The 23,819-nt window shown below is 65.8% G+C and carries 21 protein-coding genes, 2 tRNA genes and 1 pseudogene; 3 read left to right on the forward strand and 21 right to left on the reverse strand.

The features are described from left to right. Positions 1 to 13: 13 nt before the first annotated feature. The 5 genes from rpsR to rnr all read right to left on the reverse strand — a co-directional run bounded on the left by rpsR (position 14) and on the right by rnr (position 4,928). Positions 14 to 244 (reverse strand): 30S ribosomal protein S18, encoded by a 231-nt coding sequence (gene rpsR, locus FAZ11_RS18570; RefSeq protein ID WP_058765609.1) that lies wholly within the window; start codon positions 242 to 244, stop codon positions 14 to 16. A 26-nt stretch (positions 245 to 270) separates the two neighbouring features. After that, positions 271 to 687: a 30S ribosomal protein S6 gene (gene rpsF, locus FAZ11_RS18575; protein WP_058768704.1), complete on the reverse strand. Its 417-nt coding sequence runs from the start codon at positions 685 to 687 to the stop codon at positions 271 to 273. 182 nt (positions 688 to 869) lie between these two features. Continuing rightward, on the reverse strand, positions 870 to 1,244 hold the full coding sequence (locus tag FAZ11_RS18580) for a response regulator (RefSeq protein WP_058768703.1): 375 nt from the start codon (positions 1,242 to 1,244) through the stop codon (positions 870 to 872). 133 nt (positions 1,245 to 1,377) lie between these two features. Beyond that, on the reverse strand, positions 1,378 to 2,127 hold the full coding sequence (gene rlmB, locus FAZ11_RS18585; protein ID WP_137279526.1) for a 23S rRNA (guanosine(2251)-2'-O)-methyltransferase RlmB: 750 nt from the start codon (positions 2,125 to 2,127) through the stop codon (positions 1,378 to 1,380). Continuing rightward, positions 2,124 to 4,928, reverse strand: a complete 2,805-nt coding sequence (rnr, locus tag FAZ11_RS18590) for a ribonuclease R (RefSeq protein ID WP_058773056.1) — start codon at positions 4,926 to 4,928, stop codon at positions 2,124 to 2,126. The genes rlmB and rnr overlap by 4 nt, the downstream gene beginning before the upstream one ends. A gap of 212 nt (positions 4,929 to 5,140) precedes the next feature. On the opposite strand from rnr, the gene FAZ11_RS18595 reads away from it, so the two are divergent. Together FAZ11_RS18595 and FAZ11_RS18600 are read left to right on the forward strand one after the other, a co-directional pair. Then, positions 5,141 to 5,227 (forward strand) — tRNA-Leu (locus FAZ11_RS18595). 111 nt (positions 5,228 to 5,338) lie between these two features. Beyond that, positions 5,339 to 5,425 (forward strand) — tRNA-Leu (locus FAZ11_RS18600). An 88-nt stretch (positions 5,426 to 5,513) separates the two neighbouring features. Here the strand turns inward: FAZ11_RS18600 and FAZ11_RS25595 are convergent. From FAZ11_RS25595 to FAZ11_RS18660, 13 genes and pseudogenes are all read right to left on the reverse strand, one after another. Continuing rightward, entirely contained in the window at positions 5,514 to 6,185 is a 672-nt protein-coding gene (locus tag FAZ11_RS25595) for a methyl-accepting chemotaxis protein (protein WP_420849714.1), read from the reverse strand. A 186-nt stretch (positions 6,186 to 6,371) separates the two neighbouring features. Continuing rightward, positions 6,372 to 7,448, reverse strand: a pseudogene (locus FAZ11_RS25600) (HAMP domain-containing protein); the annotation flags it as partial. Between the two features lie 199 nt (positions 7,449 to 7,647). Beyond that, complete coding sequence (locus FAZ11_RS18610; RefSeq protein ID WP_058768699.1) at positions 7,648 to 8,943, reverse strand: adenylosuccinate synthase; 1,296 nt, start codon at positions 8,941 to 8,943, stop codon at positions 7,648 to 7,650. Positions 8,944 to 9,021: 78 nt separating this feature from the next. Beyond that, on the reverse strand, positions 9,022 to 10,209 hold the full coding sequence (locus tag FAZ11_RS18615; protein WP_058772882.1) for an ATP phosphoribosyltransferase regulatory subunit: 1,188 nt from the start codon (positions 10,207 to 10,209) through the stop codon (positions 9,022 to 9,024). 257 nt (positions 10,210 to 10,466) lie between these two features. Beyond that, entirely contained in the window at positions 10,467 to 11,336 is an 870-nt protein-coding gene (gene hflC, locus FAZ11_RS18620; RefSeq protein ID WP_058760777.1) for a protease modulator HflC, read from the reverse strand. Then, positions 11,336 to 12,523 (reverse strand): FtsH protease activity modulator HflK, encoded by a 1,188-nt coding sequence (gene hflK, locus FAZ11_RS18625; protein WP_058772881.1) that lies wholly within the window; start codon positions 12,521 to 12,523, stop codon positions 11,336 to 11,338. The genes hflC and hflK overlap by 1 nt, the downstream gene beginning before the upstream one ends. A gap of 98 nt (positions 12,524 to 12,621) precedes the next feature. Continuing rightward, positions 12,622 to 13,926, reverse strand: a complete 1,305-nt coding sequence (gene hflX, locus FAZ11_RS18630) for a ribosome rescue GTPase HflX (protein WP_058760779.1) — start codon at positions 13,924 to 13,926, stop codon at positions 12,622 to 12,624. A gap of 20 nt (positions 13,927 to 13,946) precedes the next feature. Next, a complete protein-coding gene (gene hfq / locus FAZ11_RS18635; RefSeq protein WP_007161156.1) occupies positions 13,947 to 14,192 on the reverse strand; it encodes an RNA chaperone Hfq in 246 nt (81 codons plus the stop codon). A gap of 87 nt (positions 14,193 to 14,279) precedes the next feature. Beyond that, complete coding sequence (miaA, locus tag FAZ11_RS18640) at positions 14,280 to 15,260, reverse strand: tRNA (adenosine(37)-N6)-dimethylallyltransferase MiaA (protein WP_058772880.1); 981 nt, start codon at positions 15,258 to 15,260, stop codon at positions 14,280 to 14,282. Positions 15,261 to 15,303: 43 nt separating this feature from the next. Continuing rightward, positions 15,304 to 17,196, reverse strand: a complete 1,893-nt coding sequence (mutL, locus tag FAZ11_RS18645) for a DNA mismatch repair endonuclease MutL (protein ID WP_058772879.1) — start codon at positions 17,194 to 17,196, stop codon at positions 15,304 to 15,306. Continuing rightward, the gene (locus tag FAZ11_RS18650; protein ID WP_137279528.1) at positions 17,189 to 18,619 is read right to left on the reverse strand and encodes an N-acetylmuramoyl-L-alanine amidase; all 1,431 of its coding nucleotides are present in this window, start codon (positions 18,617 to 18,619) and stop codon (positions 17,189 to 17,191) included. The genes mutL and FAZ11_RS18650 overlap by 8 nt, the downstream gene beginning before the upstream one ends. Positions 18,620 to 18,710: 91 nt before the next feature. Further along, complete coding sequence (gene tsaE / locus FAZ11_RS18655; RefSeq protein ID WP_058760783.1) at positions 18,711 to 19,172, reverse strand: tRNA (adenosine(37)-N6)-threonylcarbamoyltransferase complex ATPase subunit type 1 TsaE; 462 nt, start codon at positions 19,170 to 19,172, stop codon at positions 18,711 to 18,713. Beyond that, positions 19,160 to 20,647 (reverse strand): bifunctional ADP-dependent NAD(P)H-hydrate dehydratase/NAD(P)H-hydrate epimerase, encoded by a 1,488-nt coding sequence (locus FAZ11_RS18660; protein ID WP_058772878.1) that lies wholly within the window; start codon positions 20,645 to 20,647, stop codon positions 19,160 to 19,162. Before FAZ11_RS18660 ends, tsaE begins: the two co-directional genes overlap by 13 nt. 62 nt (positions 20,648 to 20,709) lie before the next feature. Between FAZ11_RS18660 and queG the strand changes: the two genes are divergently transcribed. Then, positions 20,710 to 21,774, forward strand: coding sequence for a tRNA epoxyqueuosine(34) reductase QueG (gene queG / locus FAZ11_RS18665; protein WP_058772877.1), 1,065 nt, complete (start codon positions 20,710 to 20,712; stop codon positions 21,772 to 21,774). On the opposite strand, the gene FAZ11_RS18670 is transcribed toward queG, so the two are convergent. From FAZ11_RS18670 to FAZ11_RS18680, 3 genes are read right to left on the reverse strand one after another with little or no spacing between them, the layout of a single operon-like run. Continuing rightward, positions 21,771 to 22,385 carry a trimeric intracellular cation channel family protein gene (locus FAZ11_RS18670; protein WP_074528730.1) on the reverse strand — a complete coding sequence of 205 codons (615 nt, stop codon included), beginning with the start codon at positions 22,383 to 22,385 and terminating at the stop codon, positions 21,771 to 21,773. The two genes, queG and FAZ11_RS18670, sit on opposite strands and share 4 nt — an antisense overlap. A 13-nt stretch (positions 22,386 to 22,398) precedes the next feature. Further along, positions 22,399 to 22,947, reverse strand: a complete 549-nt coding sequence (gene orn, locus FAZ11_RS18675) for an oligoribonuclease (RefSeq protein WP_058772876.1) — start codon at positions 22,945 to 22,947, stop codon at positions 22,399 to 22,401. A 50-nt stretch (positions 22,948 to 22,997) separates the two neighbouring features. Next, on the reverse strand, positions 22,998 to 23,768 hold the full coding sequence (locus FAZ11_RS18680; protein WP_058772875.1) for a class I SAM-dependent methyltransferase: 771 nt from the start codon (positions 23,766 to 23,768) through the stop codon (positions 22,998 to 23,000). Positions 23,769 to 23,819 lie beyond the last annotated feature (51 nt).

Raw genomic sequence — 23,819 nt, forward strand, 5'->3', positions numbered from 1 at the left:
GCTCAGGCGTCGATCAACGACCGTGGCTGTCGGTGTAGGGCAGCAGGGCCAGGTAACGGGCACGCTTGATGGCGGCGCCCAGCTGACGCTGGTACTTGGCCTTGGTGCCAGTGATACGGCTAGGGACGATCTTGCCGGTTTCGGAGATGTAAGCCTTCAGGGTGTTGAGATCCTTGTAGTCGATCTCTTTCACGCCTTCGGCGGTGAAACGGCAGAATTTACGACGACGGAAGAAACGTGCCATGACAATGATTCCTCGCTAGATCCAGATTACTCGGCGCTGTCGGCGTCGTCGGAGCTGCCATCGGCGGACTCAGACTCGGACTCGGCGGGACGCTCGCGACGCTCGCGACGCTCGTTGCGGTTTTCTTCGGCCTTGAGCATCTCGGACTGACCGGTAACGGCCTCGTCACGGCGCAGGATCATGTTACGGATCACGGCGTCGTTGTAGCGGAAGTTGTCTTCCAGCTCGGCCAGGGCCTTGGCGCTGCACTCGATGTTCATGAGTACGTAGTGAGCCTTGTGCACGTTGTCGATGGCGTAAGCCAGCTGACGACGACCCCAGTCTTCCAGGCGATGGACTTTGCCACCGTCTTCTTCGATAGCCTTGGTGTAGCGCTCGACCATGCCGCCCACCTGTTCGCTCTGGTCCGGATGAACCAGGAACACGACTTCGTAATGACGCATTTAATGCTCCTTACGGGTTGCAGCCTGCCGCGCGAAGGCGGTCAGGCAAGGAGTGAATAGTTCGGATGACTTGCCCGGCGGAGTACGGACGCACTCCAGGCAAGGGGCGACATTCTAGAGAAGGGCGCCCAGGGGCGCAACAGCGGTTACCACCAGCGCGACCGCCGGCCGGCGTGCGGCGCTCAACGTTGCACGTCGGCCAGGGCCTGCCGGATCTTGTTCAGGTCGTAGGGCTTGATCAGCACCCCGACCCGCTCTTCCATGCCCGGCTCGGGCTCGAAGGCGTAACCGGAGGCGACGACGATACGCAGCGCCGGATCCATCGCCAGGGCGCGACGGGTCAACTCGATACCGGACATGCCGCCCAGACCGATGTCGGTGAACAGCACATCGTGCTCACCCTGCGGCAGCAGCTCCAGGGCGGCCTCCGCGGAGGCGACGGCCGTGACCTGATGATCCAGCTCTTCGATGACTTCCGTGGTCAGCATGCGCAGCGTGGCATCGTCCTCGACGAGCAACACTCGCAAGCCTACCGGCTCTTGGATCTCCTGACTCACGCGGGCATCCTCTCGTTAGCAGCGCTCGCTCCGGGATTCCGAGCGGCGGGCCTGACATTCTGCGGACCGAAGCATGATTCGTATAGTGCGATAGGCACCAAAGCAGCGCCTAGGCGTTTCAACATGTTCGCGTTCAGGGCGCGGAGCCTCGTCTTTGCCGTACCGCCTCGAACAGGCAGATGCCCGTCGCCACCGAGACATTGAGGCTGCTGACGCTGCCCGCCATGGGCAACCGCGCCAGATGATCGCAGTGCTCGCGGGTCAGGCGGCGCATGCCCTTGCCTTCGGCCCCCATGACCACCACCGTCGGCCCACTCATGTCGACATCGTAGATCTCCTGGGTCGCCTCGCCGGCGGTGCCGACGATCCAGAGGCCGTGCTTCTGCAGCTTTTCCAGGGTCCGCGCCAGGTTGGTGACCGCTACCAGGGGCAGCACCTCGGCGGCACCGCAGGCTACCTTGCGCACCACCGCGGTCAGGGTGGCGGACTTGTCCTTGGGGACGATCACCGCCAGGGCTCCCGCCGCATCCGCGCTGCGCAGGCAGGCGCCCAGGTTGTGCGGATCGGTCACGCCATCCAGCACCAGCAGCAGCGGCGGCCCCTCGGCTCGGTCGAGCAATTCCTCGAGCATGGCCTCGCCCCAGACCTGGCTGGGACTGACCTGGGCCACCACGCCCTGGTGCACGCCCTCGGCGAGTTCGTCGAGCAGGGCGCGCGGCTTGGTCTCCACCGCCAGCCGCTGACCGGCGGCCAGCTCCAGCAGGGTTTCGACCCGCGGCTCACGCCGCCCTTCAGCGATCCAGAGCTGCTTGACCCGGCGCGGATGGAAGCGCAACAGCGCTTCCACGGCGTGGATACCGTAGACGGTTTCCAGCTGACTCATGCGTCATCCTTGGGGCGCGACTGGCCCTTGCGATGAGGCTTTTTCGCCTTGGCCTTGGTCCTGCTCTTGGCAGCGGCCTGAGCCTGGCCTTCGGCCTTGGGATTGGCTGCCGACTTCTTCTTGGCGGCAGCGGCCTTGGCCTTCTTGACCTTGGCTTCCACCGCGGCAGCACCTTCGGCGGCCGCCCCCTTGGCCTGACGCGCCGCCGGAGCGGTACGGGCCTTGGCCGTGGCACTGGCCTTGCTCTTGTCGACCTTGCCCTGGGCGCTGCTGGTCTTGCCCTGACTGCCGGCCTTGCTCTGGCTGCTGGACTTACCCTTGGTCTTGGGCCTGGTGCCCTCCACCTTGGCTTCCGCCAGCAGGGCCTGCTTCACCGCGCGGCTGCGCTTGACGTCGGTATTGCCCAGCAGCTTGTCGGCCTGCTCCAACAGTTCCGGCGACACCGAGGTAGCCGGTGCTTCCGGCGTCGGGGCGACGGCCTGGTCTTCCGCGGGCGCCTCGCGACGGCGACCGCGACTGTCACGCTTGCGGCGCGGCTCGCGCTCTTCGCGCACCCGCGGCGCGCCGGCACTGGCCGGCAGCACGAAATCGATCTTGCGCTCGTCCAGGTCGACCCGGGCCACCACCACCTCGAGGGGATCACCCAGGCGATAGCTGCGCCCGCTGCGCTCGCCGGACAGCCGATGATGAACGCTGTCGAAGTGGTAGTAGTCGTCCGGCAGCGCGGTGACGTGCACCAGGCCCTCGACGAAGACCTCGGACAGCTCGACGAACAGGCCAAAGCCGGTGACTGCGGTGATGACGCCGGCGTAGGTCTCGCCGACGCGGTCCTTCATGAATTCGCACTTGAGCCAGTTGGAGACGTCCCGCGTGGCTTCGTCGGCGCGGCGCTCGGTCATGGAGCACTGCTCGCCGAGTTGATCCAGACGCAATTCGTCGTAGGGATAGATGCGCGCCTTGGGCATGCTCGCCGCACCGGCGCGCTTGACGTGCTTGGTCTCCAGCTTGGAGCGGATCACGCTGCGAATCGCGCGATGGATCAGCAGGTCCGGATAACGGCGGATGGGCGAGGTGAAGTGGGTATAGGCCTCATAATTGAGACCGAAGTGCCCATTGTTGTCCGGGCTGTAGACCGCCTGGCTCAAGGATCTGAGCATCACCGTCTGGATCAGCCGGAAGTCCGGGCGCTCGCGGATCTGCTGCAGCAGCGCCTGGTAGTCGGATGGTACTGGATTGGCCTTGCCCTTGGTCAGCGACAGGCCCATCTCACCGAGGAATTGGCGCAGATTGGTCTGCTTTTCCAGCGGCGGCGCTTCGTGTACCCGGTAGAGGGCGGGAACCTTGTGCTTCTCGAGGAACTTGGCGGTGGCCACGTTGGCGCACAGCATGCACTCCTCGATCAGCTTATGGGCATCGTTGCGCTGGGTCGGACGGATCTCGGAGATCTTGCGGTCGGCGCCGAAGACGATGCGCGTTTCCTGGGTCTCGAAATCGATGGCACCGCGCACGTGGCGCGCGGCCAGCAGTACCTTGTACAGCCCATAGAGCTGCTCGAGATGCGGCACCACGTCGCCCAGTTGCTTGCGCAACTGCTTGCCTTCGGCCGACTTGGGCTGCTCCAACACCGCGGAGACCTTGTTATAGGTCAACCGGGCATGGGAATGAATGACCGCTTCGTAGAACTGGTAGCCGGTCATGCGGCCGGAGGCGGCGATGGTCATCTCGCAGACCATGGCCAGGCGATCGACCTGGGGATTGAGCGAGCAGAGGCCGTTGGACAGCGCCTCCGGCAGCATGGGAATCACCCGCGCGGGGAAATACACCGAGTTGCCGCGCTTTTCCGCCTCGGCATCCAGCGCCGAGCCGACCTTGACGTAGTGGGAGACGTCGGCGATGGCCACGTAGAGGCGCCAGCCGCCGGATTTCTTGGACTCGGCATAGACGGCGTCGTCGAAGTCGCGGGCGTCTTCGCCATCGATGGTGACGAAGGGCAACTGGCGTAGGTCGATGCGCTTCTGCTTGTCCTTCTCTTCCACCTCGGGCTTGAGCTTGGCGGCTTCCTTCTCGACGGCCTTGGGCCACTCGTTGGGGATGTCGTAGCTGCGCAGGGCGACTTCGATCTCCATGCCCGGCGCCATGTAGTCGCCGAGGATCTCGACCACTTCACCCTGGGCCTGGCGGAAGGTGGTCGGCCATTCGTCGATACGCACCTGCACGAATTGGCCATGGGCGGCACCGCCGTGCTTGCCTTCGGGCACCAGCACCTGCTGACCGATCTTGGGATTATCCGGCACCACGTAGGCCAGCCCGCTTTCCTGGAAGAAGCGCCCGACCAGGGATTCGTGGGCGCGGCTGACCACCTCGACCAGTCCACCTTCACGGCGACCGCGGCGGTCATGACCGGCCACCCGTGCCAGGGCGATGTCACCGTCGAACACCAGACGCATCTGCGCCGGGCTGAGGAAGAGGTCGTCGCTGCCGTCGTCAGGGATCAGGAAGCCGAAGCCGTCACGATGGCCGGCGATGCGGCCACGCACCAGATCCAGCTTGTCGATGGGGGCATAGGCACCACGGCGGGTGTAGATGACCTGGCCATCGCGCTCCATGGCGCGCATACGGCGGCGCAGGGCTTCGAGCTGATCTTCGGTAGTGAGGCCGAATTCCTCGGCGAGCTGCGGCCGCGTGGCCGGAGCGCCGCGGTCGGCGAGGTGAGCCAGAATGAGTTCGCGACTCGGAATGGGGTTTTCGTACTTTTCCGCTTCCCGGGCGGCCTCGGGATCGAGGGATTGCCAATCGGCCATCAGTCTGGGGTTACCTTCTATGTCTAGGTTCGGTAGGAGCAGCCATGCAGCCTATTGAAACGTGAAAACAGCGCAATAGTTAGCCTGGCATGCTCAATAAAATATTTTTCGCAGCAGGGGTTTACAAGCAAACGACCCCTGAGTAAAGTGCCGCCCCACGACGCCGTGAGCAGTTGCGACGTCGGAGACGATGAGCGATCATCGCATTGAGTGCCCAGGTGGCGGAATTGGTAGACGCACTAGGTTCAGGTCCTAGCGGTGGCAACACCGTGGAAGTTCGAGTCTTCTCCTGGGCACCATTCATTATAGTCGATCGATTTGCAGATCGGTCGACGAAAAGCCGGCGATAGCCGGTTTTTTAATCCTGAAACCCGCAAGGGTGAGGGAAGCGACCAGAAGTCGCACTGCAGGCCCAGGTGGCGGAATTGGTAGACGCACTAGGTTCAGGTCCTAGCGGTGGCAACACCGTGGAAGTTCGAGTCTTCTCCTGGGCACCAATACCAAGCGTACGATCCCTGATCGGACGCACAGAAAAAACCGGCTTCGGCCGGTTTTTTCTTGCCTGCGAAAAAGCGTAGCCCTCCGCTACGCCTTGAACTGCCCCAGACTACTGCGCAACTGCGCCGCCAATTCCGCCAGGGTACGCCCGCCCCGGGCGGTAGCTGCCATGGATTCGGCCGCCTTCAGCGCCTCGCCGTGGATGATCTCGACCCGCTGACGCACCGCAGCGGCGCCTTCGGCCTGGCGCTGCGCCGCCTCGGCAGCCGTGCTCATGCTGGCATGCACCTGATCCACCGCGCGGTGGACATCCTGCTGGATGCGGTTACTGTCACGCAGCACGGCCAGGCCGCTACCCGCCTGCTGCCGGGCCTCGCCGATGGCCGCCACGGCTTCGCGCGCTCCCTCTTGCAGGCCGGCGATGTGGGCGCGAATGCTGCCGGTCGACTCCTGGGTCTTGCTGGCCAGGGCACGGACCTCGTCGGCAACCACCGCAAAGCCGCGACCACTCTCGCCGGCTCGCGCAGCCTCGATGGCGGCGTTGAGCGCCAGCAGGTTGGTCTGCTCGGCGATGCCGCGGATCACATCCAGCACCACCTCGATCTGCTCGCTTTGCCCGGCCAGCCGCTCGATCACCTGGGCACCCGATTCGACCTGGGTCACCAGACCCTCGATACCCTGAGCCACCTGGATGGCGATCCGGGCGTTACTCTGGGTCGAGCTGCGGATGGCTTCCACCTGCTGCAGAGCGCCCTGCATGGCAGCGCTTTCGCCTTGCGCCTCTTCGGCGATGCCGGACAGGGCCTCCAGACTGCGCGACACCTCCTCACGCTGCCGCTGGGCAGCCGCCTCGGCCGCGGCACTGCTCCCCGCCAGACCACGGATCTCCTCACCAGTGCGCTCGGCAACCCGGTGCGCCTCGCCCACCAGCGGCTGCAGCTTGGCGATGAAACGATCGACCGCACCGCCGAGCGCCTGGATCTCGTCGCCCTGCCCAAGATTAAGCCGCCGGGTCAGATCGCCCTCCCCGGCCGCCAGGTCATCCAGCGCCCGCTGCAGCACCGCGATCCGGCGCAACACCCGCTGCCCCAGCACCAGGGCCACCGCCACCACCATGACCACCCCTACCAGAATCAAGCCCAGGGCGATCTGCCAGCGCAACGCCGACGCCATGGCAGCCACCGTCTCGCCGGCGTTGCGACTCATCGCCAGGGCGACCTGACGGGTGCCTTCCAGCCGGCTGGACAGGGTCGCGGCGCTGCCCTTGGCCGCCTCCGCCACGCTGGCGGACACCAGGCCGCCGGCATCGTCGATCAGGGTCTTGAAACGCTTATCCAGCTCGGCGCCGGTCCGGGCGATGGACTGGGTGGAAAACCCCACCACCACCTTGCCGATCTCCACGCCATTGGGACTGATGGAGGCATCCACCCGGTACACGGAAGGATCGCGGGTGGCCGCATCGAGCACCTTGGCCAGGGCCCCCTCTCCTTGGCCCGCCGCGAGCAGACGAGAGACACGCTCATCCTGACGGTTGAGATAGCGCGTCAGGTTCTGGCCTTGGGCATCCTGGAACACCACGAAGAGCACGTCGGGATTGTTCTGGGCACGCCGGGCCAGATCGGAAAGCGCCGGCACATCGGCATCCCACATGGCCTTGGGCGAGACACCCGCCAGCAGTTCCGCCAGATTCTGCGCATTGCTCTTCAGGGTGTCGGTCAGGGTATCGCCTACCTGCTGCCGCTCACGAGCCAGCCGCTGTGCCAGCCCTTCCGCCAGCCGGGTACGCGTCTGCCCCGCCAGTTCGGCGAGGCTGCCATCCACCTCGCCACCGGCCTGCCGCAGGGTCTCGGCCAGTCGCTCGGACTCACCGGAAAGACGCTGCGCCAGCCCCAGTTGCAGGTCCCGTACCGCGCTCTGGGTCAGCCATACCGCCAAGGCGACCTGGATGACCACCGCCAGCACGAGACTGATGAATACCGGCAGCAGCAGACGACTGCGCAGCAGCGAAAAAAGGAACGACATGGAAATCTCCAGCGGCAAATGACGTTACAGGCTGTCGGCCAACTCCGAGCGAGCTGGAGCGATAGTGGTCAGTTGTCGTAGCAATATGCTGGCCATTTTGGACCAATGGCCATTCCAGAGCACCGGTCGTCATGGGTGACCCCAGAAAGCGAAAAGCCCCGCGGGGCGGGGCTTTTCGAGATGCATCCTTTTAGCGCACTCAGGCGAAAGGATGACGCAGCACGATGGTTTCCTTGCGGTCCGGACCGGTCGACACGATATCGATCGGCGCACCCACCAGTTCGGCGATCCGGCGGATGTAGGCCTGGGCATTGGCCGGCAGCGCCTCGATGCTCTGGGCGCCCACGGTGGATTCGCTCCAGCCCGGCAGGTCTTCGTAGATCGGCTGCAGACCCGCATAGCTGTCGGCGTCAGTGGGCGCTTCGGTCAGCAGGTTGCCGGCGGCGTCCTGGTAGCCGGTGCAGATGCGCACGGTTTCCAGGCCATCGAGCACGTCCAGCTTGGTCAGGCAGAGACCGGAGATGCTGTTGATCTCGATGGAACGACGCAGGATGACCGCATCGAACCAGCCGCAACGACGCGGACGGCCAGTCACCGAACCGAATTCATGACCTTGCTTGGCCAGGTAGGCACCGGTCTCGTCGAACAACTCGGTCGGGAAGGGACCGGAGCCAACGCGAGTGGTGTAGGCCTTGGTGATGCCGAGGATGTAGTCCAGGTACAGCGGGCCCACACCGGAACCGGTCGCCACGCCACCGGCGGTGGTGCTGGAGCTGGTGACGAAGGGATAGGTACCGTGATCGATGTCCAGCAGGGTGCCCTGGGCACCTTCGAACATCAGATTCTCGCCGGCCTTGCGCAGCTCGTGCAGGCGGCTGACGACATCCATTACCAGCGGCTGCATGACCTTGGCGTGCTCCATGGCCTCGTCGTAGGTCTTCTGGAAGTCCACCGGCGGCTCGTTGAAGTAGTTCTGCAGAACGAAGTTGTGGTAGTCCAGCACTTCCTTGAGCTTGGCGGCGAAACGCTCGGGGTGGAACAGATCACCGACGCGCAGACCGCGGCGAGCGATCTTGTCTTCGTAGGCCGGGCCGATACCACGACCGGTGGTACCGATCTTGGCTTCGCCACGGGCCTTCTCGCGCGCCTGATCCAGAGCCACGTGATAAGGCAGGATCAGCGAGCAGGCCGAGCTGATGCGCAGACGCTCGCGCACCGGGACGCCACGGGCTTCCAGCTCGCCGACCTCCTTGAACAGGGCCTCCGGCGAAAGCACTACGCCATTGCCGATCAGGCACTGGGTGTCGGCGCGCAGGATACCCGAGGGAATCAGCCGCAGGATGGTCTTCTGACCATCGATGACCAGTGTGTGACCGGCATTGTGGCCACCCTGGTAACGCACCACGGCAGCGGCCTGGTCGGTCAGCAGGTCCACGATCTTGCCCTTGCCCTCATCACCCCACTGGGTGCCCAGGACGACGACGTTCTTACCCATAACCTTATCCCCTGTCAGGAAGATTTCTGTCGGCCAGGCCGACGATGCTCACGTTCACCCGGATGCCAGATCCGGTGTTTAGGAATTCAAGGGCACCACGACCCAGGCGCCGTGCTGCTCGACCAGACGGCGGTCGCAGCCGGCGCTGCGCAGCTGGCTTTCGTCCTCGAGGCTGGTGGCCTGGACCACGCGCTCACCGCGGGCCCGCAGGTCACGCACGAGCTGCCAGAGTACCGGCGAATGCCCGGCCGGTGCCCATATCCCGCGGCGCGGCTCCTCGAGCACGGCGGTGCCCAGCTCGACGAGGGTTTTCAGATCGGTGGAAAAACCGGTAGCGGGCCGCGACCGGCCGAAGTCGGCGCCGATGTTGTCGTAACGCCCGCCCTGGGCGATGGACTGGCCGGTACCCGGGACGAAGGCCGCGAAGACCACGCCGGTGTGGTAGTGGTAACCACGCAGCTCGCCCAGATCGAAATACAGGGGCACGTTCGGGAAGCGACTCTGCAGGGACTCGGCCAGGGCGACCAGCTCGTCCAGCGCCCGCATCACCGCCTCGGGCGCACCAGCCAGGCGCTGGCGGGCATGGCCGAGCACGGAGGCATCTCCACTCAGCTCGACCAGTGCGCGCAGCCAGCCACGCTCGGCCGCGGGCAGCGCCGCGGTCAGCTGGTCGATCTCGTCGACGGCCTTGCGCTGCAGGGCATCGAACAGCGTCTGCTCGCCAGCACCGGACACACCGGCCACCTGGCACAGACCGCGATAGATGCCGACATGGCCGAGGTCCATGTGCACATCGGGCACCTGGGCCTGCTCGAGCACGTCGAGCATCAGGCTGATGACCTCGAGATCCCCTTCGCTGCCCGGCACGCCATAGAGTTCAGCGCCGACCTGAATGGGGCTGCGCGACGTCGACAACGCCCGCGGCCGCGTATGCAGCACGCTGCCGGCATAGCACAGGCGGCTCGGGCCAGCGTGCTTGAGGCTGTGGGCGTCCATGCGCGCGACCTGGGGGGTGATATCGGAGCGGAAGCCCATGAGGCGGCCGGAGTTGGGATCGGTCACCTTGAAGGTGCGCAGCTCCAATTCCTGAGCCGCGCCGGTGAGCAGCGATTCCAGAAATTCCAGGTGCGGGGTGATAACGAACTCGTAGCCCCAGCAGTGGAACAACTCCAATACCCGACGCCGGGCACCTTCGATGCGCGCCGCGTCGGGCGGCAGGATTTCCTCGATACCGTCAGGCAGCAGCCAGCGGTCTACCGTAGCCATTAGGCCTCTTCTCCATGTCATGGATCGGCACGCGGCTACCGAGGTCGGCGCTGGAGACTTCGCGAGGAAGTCTGGCCGCCGGATCGAGCCGCTCTGCCGTGGATTGCTACCCGGATCAGCCAGGGCGTCGCCCTTCCACGGGTTTCGTACGGACGCAAAAAAGCCGGGGATGGCCCCGGCTGATTCATGATAACACGAAAAAATCGGCGATCGGGGATGAACGACGAGCGAAGTCTAGCTGCCGTTCATCCCGTTCTTCATTGCCCAGGATTCTGGAAATACTTGAAGAAATCGCTCTTCCCATCGAGTACCAGCACATCGCTCTTGCTGGAGAAGCTGGAGCGATAGGCTTGCAGGCTGCGATAGAAGGAGAAGAACGCCGGATTCTTCGAGTAGGCCTGGGAATACACCTGGGCCGCCTGGGCGTCACCGGCACCGCGGGCCTCCTCGGCCTGGCGATAGGCTTCGGCGAGGATCACGCGGCGCTGGCGATCGGCGTCGGCACGGATGCCCTCGGCCAGCTCGCGACCCTTGGCGCGATGCTCGCGGGCTTCCCGCTCGCGCTCGGTGCTCATCCGCTCGTAAACGCTGCGGCTGACTTCCTTGGGCAGGTCGATGGCCTTGATGCGCACATCCGCCACCTCGATGCCCAGCTCCTGGTTGGCCATGCGATTGAGCGACGCGGTGAGGTCACCGACCATCGAATCACGCTCGCCAGACACCACCTCGCTCAGGGTACGACGCCCGAACTGGTCGCGCAGCCCGGACTCCAGACGACGCAGCAGGCGCTCGTCGGCGATCTGCTTGAGACCAGACGTCGCCGTGTAGTAGCGCTCGGGGTTGGCGATACGCCACTTGGCGTAGGCGTCCACCATCACCGCCTTCTTCTCCAGGGTCAGGAATCTCTGGGTCGGGGTGTCGAGGGTTTGCAGGCGGGCATCGAACTTGCGCACCCGGTTGACGTAGGGAATCTTGAAGTGCAGGCCGGGCTCCAGATTGGGCTCGACCACGCGACCGAAGCGCAGCATGACGGCGCGCTCGGTTTGCTTCACCACGAACAGGCTGCTCCAGGCACCGAGACCCAGCAGGACCACGACGATCAGCGCGGCCAGTGATTTATTGCTCATCAGCGGCTCTCCCTGGTACGCGTTTCGGTGGACTGCGGCAGATTGCGAATGACCGAGGCGGCCGTATCGCTGGACGCCGCCGGAGCGGCACCACTGCTGATGGCCGACGTCGGCGCCGGCGCACGGTTCTGCATCAGCTTGTCGAGCGGCAGATAGAGCAGGTTCTGGCCGGGCTGACCGGTGATCAGCACCTTGCTCGACTGGCCGAGCACTTCCTGCATCGTCTCGATGTAAAGACGCTCGCGGGTCAACTGCGGATTGGCCGCGTACTGGACCGCCAACTGACTGAAGCGCGAGGCATCACCCTGGGCACGAGCGACGACTTCATCGCGGTAGCCGTTGGCTTCTTCGATGATGCGCTGGGCCGCACCGCGAGCCTCGGGAATGACGCCGTTGGCATAGGCCTCGGCCTGGTTCTTCTCGCGCTGCTCGTCTTCACGGGCACGGATGACGTCGTCAAACGCCTCCTGGACTTCGCGCGGCGCCGAGGCGCTCTGGATATTCACCTGGGTCACAGTGATGCCGGTGCCATAGCTATCGAGAATGCGCTGCAGCCGCTCGCGCACCTGGTTCGCCACCTGCTCGCGACCGTCGGTGAGCAACTGGTCCATGGTGGAAGAGCCGGCGACATGCCGCAGGGCGCTGTCGGTAGCCTGCTGCAGGCTGACCTCGGGCTGGTCGACGTCGAGGACGAAGTCCTTGAGGTTGGTGATGCGGTACTGGACCGTCAGCGGCACTTCGACGATGTTCTCGTCCTTGGTCAGCATGGCGCCCTGCTTGCTGTAGGCGCGCTCACGCGTGACGTTTTCCTGGTACTTGGTCTCGAACGGCGGGAAGTAGATGTTCAGGCCGGGACCGACGGTCTCGTAGTACTTGCCGAAGCGCAGGATCACTGCCTGCTCCTGCTCGTCCACTACGTAGACAGCGTTGTACAGCCACAGCGCCGCGAGCAGCAGCAGGCCGAGCAGGATCAGGCTCTTGCCGCCGCCTGAACCGAGGCTATCGCCGCCACTGCCACCGGAGCGCTTCTTGCCGCCGACCAGGCGATTGATACGGTCTTGAAACTTGCGCAGGGCTTCGTCGAGGTCCGGAGGACCCTTGCGTCCACCATTGCCACCGCCGCCACCGTTGCGTCCGCCCCAGGGGTCTTGATTATTCGAGTTGCCACCGGGCTCGTTCCAAGCCATAGCGCTCTCCCTACTGATAACGCGAAAACGCGCCGAAATGGCGCGTCGACCAATGCTACCGGATGGTCCCCGCCCGAACAAAAGCGCCGAGCAGGGGTTTATTGCAAAACATGTTGCTGGATAAAGACTTCCGGCTCTTCACCGGCCCGGCTGAGCAGTCGATTGAGTTCGGCGCGGGGTACTCGTACAGACAACAGGATGTTGCCTTCGTCGTCGTGGTCATCGCTTTGCACCACGCCCAGGTCGAACAATTGCGCGCGCAGGCGAGCGTAGCGTTGCGGGAGGCGCAGCACCCCAACGAAAAGATCTTCACCGAGCAGCTCGGCAATGGCCTGGCCGACCAGCTCCAGCCCCTGGGCATTGCGTGCCGAGACCCAGACCCGGATCGGGCGACCGGTCTCTTCGTCACGCTGGATATGGGGCTCGACCCCGTCGAGCAGATCGATCTTGTTGTAGATCTCCAGCATCGGCAGTTCGTCCGCACCGATTTCGTGCAAGACCGCCTCGACCTGCTGGATCTGCAACTGGCGATCCTCTTCATGGGCATCGATCACGTGCAACAGCAGGTCGGAGTTGCTGGATTCCTCCAGCGTCGCGCGGAAGGCTTCCACCAACTTGTGCGGCAGGTGGCGGATGAAGCCTACCGTGTCAGCGAGCACGATCGGCCCCAGATCCGGCAGCTGCAAACGGCGCAGGGTAGGATCGAGGGTCGCGAACAGCTGATCAGCCGCATAGACGGTGGATTCGGTGAGGCTATTGAACAGGGTGGACTTGCCGGCGTTGGTATAGCCGACCAGGGAGACCGCGGGGATCTCGGCGCGACGGCGACCGCGGCGCGCCTGCTCGCGCTGGCTCAGCACCTTGTCCAGGCGCTGGCGGATCTGACGGATCCGTATCCGCAGCAGACGGCGGTCGGTTTCCAGCTGGGTTTCACCCGGGCCACGCAGGCCAATACCGCCCTTCTGGCGTTCGAGGTGGGTCCAGCCGCGCACTAGCCGGGTGCTCATGTGTTCGAGCTGGGCGAGCTCCACCTGCAGCTTGCCTTCGTGGGTGCGGGCGCGCTGGGCGAAGATGTCGAGAATCAGACCGGTACGATCCAGGACGCGGCACTCGAAGGCTTTTTCGAGGTTACGTTCCTGACTGGGCGTGAGGTCGTGATTGAAGATGACCAGGTCGGCTTCATTGGCGTGCACCTGATCGTGCAGCTCCTCGACCTTGCCGGTACCGATGAGAAAACGCGCGGTCGGCTGGCTGCGGTTCACCGTGACGAACGCCACGGTTTGCGCACCCGCCGACCGCGCGAGTTCGAGAAACTCCTGAGGATCTTCGCGCGCCTCGGGATGCAGGCCTTCTAAATGGACCAGAATGGCCCGCTCACCGCCTTCATGACGCTCGAAGAACAACAGGGCGCTCCTTTTGTGATTTATTCGCTATCCGACTCGCTCGTCTCGGAGCTGGGCAGACGGACCGGACGGCTCGGCACCACGGTGGAGATCGCGTGCTTGTAGACCATCTGGCTGACGGTGTTCTTGAGCAGGATCACGAACTGGTCGAAGGACTCGATCTGACCCTGCAGCTTGATGCCGTTGACGAGGTAAATGGAAACCGGAACGCGCTCTTTACGCAGGGTGTTCAGGTAAGGGTCTTGTAGCGAATGCCCTTTTGACATCGTGTCGCTCTCCTAAGAAATGAAAATACGTTCTGGCGACATGCCAGCTTCCGCTGCCCACCATGGGCACGCGGACAAAAAACCGATTCAGCTACGGGGCGATATGGAGACGCCGGGGAGGCATTTCAAGATCCGTGGCAGATTGTCACAGGCCAGGCTGTCGAACGTCTGCGCGGCGGGCCAGCCACGCAACCAGGTCAACTGCCGCTTTGCCAACTGCCGCGTCGCCGCGATACCCCGCGCCACCATTTCTTCCCGCGTACATTCCCCGTCGAGGAATTCCCAGACCTGACGATAGCCCACGGATCGCATGGAGGGCAGACCCAGATGCAGATCGGCACGTTCACGCAAGGCTGAGACTTCGTCGACGAGGCCCTGTTCCAGCATCAGGTTAAAGCGCTCGGCGATCCGCGCATGGAGCACGTCACGACGACCAGGCGCCAAAATCAATTGGGCGACAGTATAGGGCAATTGTGTCTGGGGCGCCCCGTTGGAATCGGCATTGGCACGCATTTGCAGCGCGCGGTGCTCGGTCATCGAGCGGCCACTGACGCGAAATACCTCCAGGGCTCTTAGTAGACGCTGGGGGTCGTTGGGGTGGATGCGCGCGGCGGACACCGGATCGACCTCGGCCAGCAGCCGATGGATCTCGCCCCAACCGGCCTGGGCCGCCAGCGCCTCGATCTCGGCGCGCACCGCGGGATCGGCACTGGGCATGTCGGCCAGGCCTTCGAGCAGAGCCTTGAAGTAGAGCATGGTGCCGCCCACCAGCAGGGGGATGCGTCCAGCCGCGGTGATCTCGGCCATGGCGACCAGGGCATCGGCACGAAATTCGGCGGCGGAATAGCTTTCCGCCGGATCGCGGATGTCCACCAGCCGGTGCGGATGGGCCGCCAGCAACTCGGCACTGGGCTTGGCGGTACCGATGTCCATGCCGCGATAGATGAGCGCCGAGTCCACGCTGATCAGCTCGATGGGTAGCAGTTGCGCCAGTTCGATGGCGAGATCGGTCTTGCCGGACGCGGTCGGCCCCATGAGGAAGATGGCGGGCGGCAGGGGGGCGGTCATGATGAATTCTCGAAGGGCGCCGCGCGAGGGCGCGGCGGGACGGTCAACGACCGCGCAGGAAGAGTTTGTCCAGGTCGTCCAGACTGAGCTGGGCCCAGGTGGGACGGCCGTGGTTGCATTGGCCGCTACGCTCGGTGGTCTCCATGTCGCGCAACAGGGCGTTCATCTCCGGCAGGGTCAGCCGGCGGTTGGCCCGTACCGAGCCGTGGCAGGCCATGGTGCCGAGCAATTCATTGAGGTGCGCCTGAATGCGGTCGCTGGTGCCGTAGTCGAGCAGATCGGCGAGCACGTCCTGCACCAGCCGAGCGGCCTGGGCCTGCTTGAGCAGCGCGGGAATCTGGCGGATCGCGAGGGTCTCGGGACCGAGGCGCTGCAATTCGAAGCCGAGACGCTCGAACCATTGGCCGTGCTCTTCGGCGCAATCGGCCTCGCGCTCGCTGACCGCCAGGGACTCGGGTACCAGCAGCGGCTGGCCGCGCAGGCCTTCGCTGGCCATGGCGACCTTGAGGCGCTCGTAGGTGATCCGCTCGTGGGCGGCGTGCATGTCCACCAGGATCAGCCCCTGGGCGTTCTCGGCCAGGATGTAGATGCCCTTGAGCTGGGCCAGGGCGTAGCCGAGCGGCGGCACATCGCCCTGCTCAGCCGGCAAGGGCGCGGGCTCGGCGCCCTCCGGCAGCGGCGCGAAAAAGGCCTTGTAGGCGTTCTGCACTTCGGCCACGGGCGCCCCGGAATAGGGCTGGGGCGTGGGACTGTAGCGCGCTCCTCCGCCGCCGCCACTGGCGAAAGGCTGGGCGGGCGGCGCGGGGCTGTCGTGCAGCACGGCGGCGGCCAGACGCATCTCGCCCTGGGGGCCGAACTCGCCAGCGGCCGGACCCGTCAGGGGTGCTGGCGCGGTGGGTGCCACCACGGCGAGCTGGTCGTCCGGGCGGATGTCACCCAGGGCGCGATGCAGGGTGCCGTAGAGGAAGTCGTGCACCTGGCGACTGTCGCGGAAACGCACCTCGTGCTTGGTGGGATGGACGTTGACGTCCACCGTCGCCGGGTCCAGTTCGAGGAACAGCACGAAGGCCGGGTGGCGACCGTTGTAGAGGACGTCGCGATAGGCCTGGCGCACGGCGTGGGCGACCAGCTTGTCGCGCACCATGCGGCCATTGACGTAGAAGTATTGGAGATCCGCCTGGCTGCGCGAAAAGGTCGGCAGACCGACCCAGCCCCAGAGGCGCAAGCCGTTGCGCTCGTGTTCCAGCGGCAGAGCCTGCTCGAGGAAACCTGGGCTGCAGACGGCGCCAACTCGGCGGCCCTGGCTCTGCGGGTCGCTGGCGGGGTGCAGGGAGAGCACGCTCTTACCGTTGTGTCTCAGATGGAAGCCGACGTCGAAGCGCGCCAGCGCCAGGCGCCGCACCACTTCCTGCAGGTGGTCGAATTCGGTCTTTTCGGCGCGCAGGAACTTGCGCCGTGCCGGAGTATTGAAGAAGAGGTCGCGCACCTCCACGGAGGTGCCCTGGGGATGGGCGGCGGGCTGCACCCGCGGCTGCATCTCGCGGCCTTCGGTCTCCACCTGCCAGGCCTGGTCTTCGCCCTGATAACGCGAGGTGAGCGTCAGACGAGACACCGAGCTGACCGAGGCCAGGGCCTCGCCGCGAAAGCCCAGACTGGTGACGCTTTCCAGTTCATCCAGGTGGTAGATCTTGCTGGTGGCGTGGCGCGCCAGGGCCAGTGGCAGGTCAGCCGGTGGGATGCCGTGGCCATCGTCACGGATGCGTAGCAACTTGACGCCGCCCTGCTCCACCTCGACGTCGATGCGCCGGGCACCGGCATCCAGGCTGTTCTCCAGCAACTCCTTGGCCACCGAGGCCGGTCGTTCGACCACCTCGCCGGCGGCGATCTGGTTGGACAGCCGCGGACTGAGCAGTTGGATGCGCCGAGGTTCAATCATTGCTGGCCGCCAGTTCATGGGTGGGAATGGTCAAGACCTGGCCGGAGCGGATGCGATCGCTACGCAGCCGATTGGCAGCACGCAAGGTGGACAGGTCGACGTCGTAGCGCCGCGCGATCAGGCTCAGGCTTTCACCGGGCTGCACCCGGTGCTGGTCGACGCCCCGCACGTTACCGACCTTGCCACCCCGCTGCTCCCGTTGCCAGGCCAGATAGGTGCCTGGCGGTGGCCGATGCTGGAAGTATTGCACGATGCCGGCCTGGATCTGCCGGGCGAGCAGCCCCTGGTGCGCCGGACTGGCGAGCTTGGCCGATTCGTTGGCGTTGGTGATGAAGCCGGTCTCCACCAGGATCGAGGGGATGTCCGGCGACTTCAGCACCACGAAGCCGGCCTGCTCCACTCGCGAGTGCAGCAGCTTGGTGGCGCGCCCGACCTGGTGGAGGATGGTCTGGCCGACCTCCAGGCTGGAAGCCACGGTGGCGGTCATGGACAGGTCCATGAGCACGCCGGCAAGCATGGGGTCCTTGTTGTCCAGGGCATCGGAGACGCCACCGACCTGGTCGGAGCGGTTTTCCGCGTCCGCCAGCCAACGCGCGGCCTCGGAAGTGGCGCCGCGCTGGGACAGGGCGAACACGGTGACGCCCTCGGCGCTGGCGCTGGGCGTCGAGTCGGCGTGAATGGAGATGAACAGGTCGGCGCCCTTCTTGCGGGCGATGATCTGCCGCTGCCGCAGCGGGATGAAGTAGTCGCTGGTGCGGGTCAGCTCGGCGCGGAAGCCCTTCTGCCGGTTGAGATTGGCCTGCAACTGCTTGGCGATGGCCAGCACCACGTTCTTCTCGTACAACCGACCACGGCCGATGGCGCCTGGGTCTTCACCGCCATGGCCGGGGTCGATCACCACCACCACATCACGCTTGCCACTGGGAATGGCCGGCAGGCGCGTCGCCGGCTGAGCCGGGGTCACCGGCGTGGCCGGCAAATTGGGGGTGACGGTGGCCGGGATGTCGCTGGTGGCCGGATCGGTGCCCTGGTCGTAGAGATCGACCACCAGGCGATTGCCGTATTCCTTGTTGGGCGCCAGGGTGAAGCTCTTGGGGGTCAGGGCGCCCTTGGTGTCCAGCACCAGGCGTACCTCGCCGGGCGAACGCTGGGCCGCCCGCAGGCCGGTGATGGGGGTATTGCGCAGCGGCTTTTCGCTCAACCCACCGGAGAGTTGCGCGCCGGAGAGATCGATGACGATACGATCCGGGGCACTGAGGGTGAAGACGCTGGCCTTGACCGGGCCGGTAAGGTCGAACACCAGCCGGGTATTGTCGGGTGCGCGCCAGACGCGCATGCCCTTGATCTGGGTGGCGGCTAGCAGCTGACTGCTGAGGATCAACAACAACAGGCCGAGTCCCGACCTGAAAAAACGCTTGCGCATGCCTGCGACCGTATAGCTGGAGAACGAAGGATCGGCGCCTAAGACTGTCTGAAAAGTCGCCGACTGAGCGCAGGCATTTTCCAAACCAGCCTTAAGGCGCGAGGGCGGCGCACCAGGCCTCGCCGTGAACACCCTGGCCCACCAGGCGCAGGTCACGGCCGTCGGCGCGTGGCGTAATGGTAATGGCCAGGTCCGGCTTTGGCAAAACGCCCTGGCCGCGCTCCGGCCATTCCACCAAGCACAAGGCCTCGGGTGTGAAGTAGTCGCGAATCCCCATGAATTCCAGCTCTTCCGGATCGGCCAGACGGTAGAGATCGAAGTGATAGACCGTACCGCTGGTCAGTTCATAGGGCTCGACCAGGGTGAAGGTAGGGCTCTTGACCGCCCCGGCGTGACCGAGACCACGCAGGATGCCGCGCGACAGGGTGGTCTTGCCGGCGCCCAGGTCGCCGTGCAGATAGAGCACGCCGCGACCGCCACTGGCCTGGGCCAGGCGGGCACCGAGGGCGTACATGGCGGCTTCGTCGGCGGCGTGCAGGGTCAGTTCAGGCATGGCTGGAGTTCCTCGAGCAACTGGCGGGCGACCGGGGGCAGATCGCTGGCGGCGAGACCGCGGCCCTGGCGACCCAGCTCGGCGCCGGCCCGCCCGTGCAGCCAGGCGCCCAGGCAGGCGGCTTCGAAGGGTGGCAGGCCCTGCCCCAGCAGGGCCGCGATGATACCGGTGAGGATATCGCCCAGGCCACCGGTAGCCATCGCCGGATGACCTTCGCCGCACAGCGCCATGCGTCCGTCCGGATGGGCGATCAGGGTGCCGAAGCCCTTGAGCAGCGCCACCCCGCCGTAGCGCCGCGCCAGTTCGCGGGCGCTGCCGGGACGATCGGCCTCGATGTCCTTGATCGACACAGCGAGCAGTCGCGCCGCCTCGCCCGGATGGGGCGTCAGCACCCAGGGGCCGCGCGGTGCCTCGATCACGCCAGCGGCCAGCAGATTGAGGGCATCGGCGTCCCACACCTGGATCGTCTCCAGGGTCGCGGCAGCACTGGCCAAGGCCCGCCCCCAGGCGCCCTGCCCCAGCCCTGGGCCGACGGCCAGCACATCGGCCTTCTTGGCCAGCTCCAGCACGGCGAAACTGGAATGCACACCCGCAACCATGACCTCGGGGCGCCGAGACAGCACCGCACTGACGTTGGATGGCCGGGTCGCCAGGCTGAGCATGCCGGCGCCACAGCGCAGGGCCGCTTCGCTGGTCATGATGGCCGCACCGCCAGTGCCTTCGTCGCCGCCGATCACCAGCAAATGACCGAACTGCCCCTTGTGGGCATTGAGCGGTCGCGGCGCCAGCCGCGGCAGATTGCCGGGGGCCAGCCGCTGAGCGGTGGCGTGGGCGGGATTCTGCGGTTCCTCCATCAGAGGTTCGAACACCAGGCTGCCAACGTGATCCGGCCCCTTGCCGGTAAACAGGCCGAGCTTGAGGCCGATGAAGGTGATGGTCAGATCGGCGCGCACCAGGGGGCCGGCCGCGGTGCCGGTGTCGGCGTCCAGCCCGGAGGGCAAGTCGATGGCCACCACCGGCAGCTCGCTCGCGTTGATCCGCTGGATGGCCGCGGCATAGGGCTCACGCGCGGCGCCCTTGAGTCCGGTGCCCAGCAAGGCATCGACCACCACCCCCTCGAGAGGGGCATCCGCGTGCCAGGGCTGGATGTCCACCCCGGCAGCCAGCGCCTCGGCATGGGCCAGAGCGGCATCGCCCTTGAGCCCGGCGGGATCGGCCAGATGCCAGACCCGCGCCTGCCAACCGGCCTTGCGCGCCAGACTGGCGACCAGATAGCCGTCACCGGCATTGTTGCCCGCACCAGCCAGCACGCAGAGCGACCCGGCATGGGGCCAGCCATGGCGCAACGAGCGCCAGGCCGCAGCGGCGGCGCGGCGCATCAACTCGAGACCGGGCAGGCCGCCGGCGATGAGTTGGGCGTCGAGATCCCGCACCTGCTGGGCGCTGTAGAGCTGGAACGGCAGTTCGTCGTGCATGCTGGGAAAGCCTCCGGAGTCTGGCAAAATAGGCGGCCCTCCTGCCATGCGCCTGTCTTTCGATGTCCGCTGTCGCCCTCGATCTCGCCGCCCTGGCCGACCTCATCAAAACCTGGGGCCGGGAATTGGGCTTTCAACAGACCGGCATCGCCGGCCTGGATCTGGCACGTCACGAGGAACATCTGGAGCGCTGGCTGGCCGCCGGTTTCCATGGCGAGATGGACTATATGGCCGCGCACGGTAGCAAACGTTCGCGACCGGCCGAACTGGTGCCCGGTACGCTCAGGGTCATCTCCCTGCGTATGGACTACCTGCCCGGCGATACCCGCATGAGCGAACGGCTGGCCGATGGCGCCGCCGCCTATGTCTCGCGCTACGCCCTGGGCCGCGACTACCACAAGCTGATCCGCAAGCGCCTGCAGCAACTGGCCGAGCGCATCCAGGCCGAGATCGGTCCCTTCGGCTATCGCGCCTTCGTCGACAGCGCCCCGGTGCTGGAAAAGGCCCTCGCCGAACAGGCCGGCCTGGGCTGGATCGGCAAGAACACCCTGGTGCTCAATCGCAAGGCCGGCAGTTGGTTCTTCCTCGGTGAACTCTTCGTCGACGTGCCCCTGCCGGTGGACGAGCCCACGCCGCGCGACCACTGCGGCACCTGCCGTGCCTGCCTGGACATCTGCCCGACCAACGCCTTCATCGGCCCCTACCAGCTCGACGCCCGCCGCTGCATCTCCTACCTGACCATCGAATTCAAGGGCAGCATTCCGCTGGAGCTGCGCCCGCTGATCGGCAACCGGGTATTCGGCTGCGACGACTGCCAACTGGTCTGCCCCTGGAATCGCTTCGCCAAGCCCACCGCCGAAGGCGACTTCCAGCCACGCCACGGGCTCGACAACGCCACCCTGGCCGAGCTGTTCCGCTGGACCGAAACCGAATTCCTCAGCCGCACCGAGGGCTCGCCCCTGCGCCGCGCCGGCTATGAGCGCTGGCTGCGCAACTTGGCGGTGGGCCTAGGGAATGCGCCGACCAGTATCCCGGTGGTGGAGGCGCTGAAGCTGCAGCGTGACCATCCCTCACCGCTGGTGCGCGAGCATGTGGAATGGGCGCTGGAGCGGCATGGCCAGGGCTAGTGGGGCTCGTCGTCGTACCTAAAGGTCGGCATCTGCCAATTGAATCTGAGCGCCAGCAGGCGCAGCAGCAAGCCGGCGCTGAGGGTTATCAGCAACGCCTGCTCCTCGCTCAGCCACTGGCGACAGAGCAGATAGCAGCCGGCGGACAGCACCGCCACGCTGGCGTAGAGTTCGCGCCTGAGGATCAGCGGCACGTCGTTGCAGAGGATGTCGCGCAGGATGCCGCCACAGGTGCCGGTGAGGGTGCCGCTGACGATGACGATGGCCGGGCTCAGGCCCATCTCCAGGGCTACCTGGCAGCCGATCACGGTGAAGGCCACCAGGCCCAGGGCGTCGAGCAGCAGGAACAGCCGGCGCAGGTAGCGCATGACCCGGGCGATGGCCACGGTGGCCAGGCCCGCGCAGACGGTCAGCGCCAGGTATTCCGGGTGCTTCACCCAACCCAGCGGATAGTGACCCAGCAGGACATCGCGCACCGAGCCGCCGCCCAGGGCGGTGACGCTGGCGATCAGCGCCACGCCGAACAGGTCCATGCCGCGCCGACCGGCGGACAGGGCGCCGGTCATGGCCTCGGCGGTGATGGCCACCAGGTAGAGGATGGACAGCAGCACGGCGGCGTGACCATCAGACCTTGATGAAGTGCTCGCGGTAGTGACGCAGCTCGGCGATGGAGTCGCGGATGTCGTCCAGCGCCAGGTGGCTGCCGCTCTTCTTCACCCCGTCACGTACCTGGGGTGCCCAGCGCGCGGCCAGCTCCTTGAGGGTGGAGACGTCCAGGTTGCGGTAGTGGAAGTAGGCCTCCAGCTCCGGCATGCGCCGGTAGAGGAAGCGGCGATCCTGGCAGATGCTGTTGCCGCAGATCGGCGATTTGCCCTTGGGCACCCACTGCCGCAGGAACTCCAGGGTCAGGGCTTCGGCCTGGGCGGTATTCACGGTGCTCTCGCGCACCCGCTGGGTCAGCCCCGAGCCGCCGTGCTGGCGGGTGTTCCACTCGTCCATGCCGGCCAGGACCTCGTCCGACTGGTGGATGGCCAGCACCGGGCCCTCGGCCAGCACATTGAGATCGCTGTCGGTGACGATGGTGGCCATCTCGATGATCACGTCCCGATCCGGGTCCAGGCCGGTCATTTCCAGGTCGATCCAGATCAGGTGCTGCGGATTGGGGGTGGTCATGGTGAACTCCTTGATGAGGGCGCCAGTGTAGCAGTGCGCCTGTCGTGCACCTACCGGCGCCACAGCAGCAGGCGGCTGCCGCGTAGGTCTCCCACCTCATGGACGGCATCGGCCGGCTGGCCGGGAATCTCGAAGGTGTTGCTGATCAGCCAGCTACCAGCGCGCAACTCCGCACGTGCCTTCTCGCCTAGACGCGGCATGGGCGCCGGCGAGAGGAAGCAGTAGACGACCTCGAACTCGCCCAGCTCCATCCGCCAGAGGTCGCGGTAGCGCACCTGGCAGTTGCGGCGCGGCAGGCAGCGCAGCCAGGCCAGGGCGAAACTCAGCGGCGCCGTCTCCACGCCAACGAAGGTGGCGCTCGGAAAGCGCCGGGACAAGTCGACCAGGGTATCGCCGAGGCCACAGCCAAGGTCGACGAAACGAAAGGTCGGCTCCCGCTCGGCGAGCAGCATCGCCAGGCGATCGCGGGTCTGGCGACCGGTGAGATAAAGCGGTACCCGCTCGCGCAGGCTGTTCCAGTTCAGCAACAGCAGCAACAGGAAGCCGAGTGCGGCGATGCCCGCCGATAGCCCGCGCCCGCTGACCAGATAGAGCGCCGGGGCGAACGCCAGATTGATGAACACCCACCAGCGCGCCAGCCCCAGCAGCTCGCCCAGCAGGGCCGCCAGTACCGCCTGCAGACAGACCAGCGCCAGCAAGGAAGGCCGCTGGCCGGCGAAGCTGGCCCACAGCCGCAGACCAACGACGGCGACCACCAGGGCGGCGAGTTGCACCAGTACGGCCAGCAGCAGGGGATAACGCGAGGCGAGATGGGCCAGCATGGCGGCTCCAGAGCGACGAGGTGCGCCAAGTTTAGGTAATCCGCGAGAGGC

Source organism: Pseudomonas rhizoryzae (assembly GCF_005250615.1).
GTDB classification, from domain to species: domain Bacteria; phylum Pseudomonadota; class Gammaproteobacteria; order Pseudomonadales; family Pseudomonadaceae; genus Chryseomonas; species Chryseomonas rhizoryzae.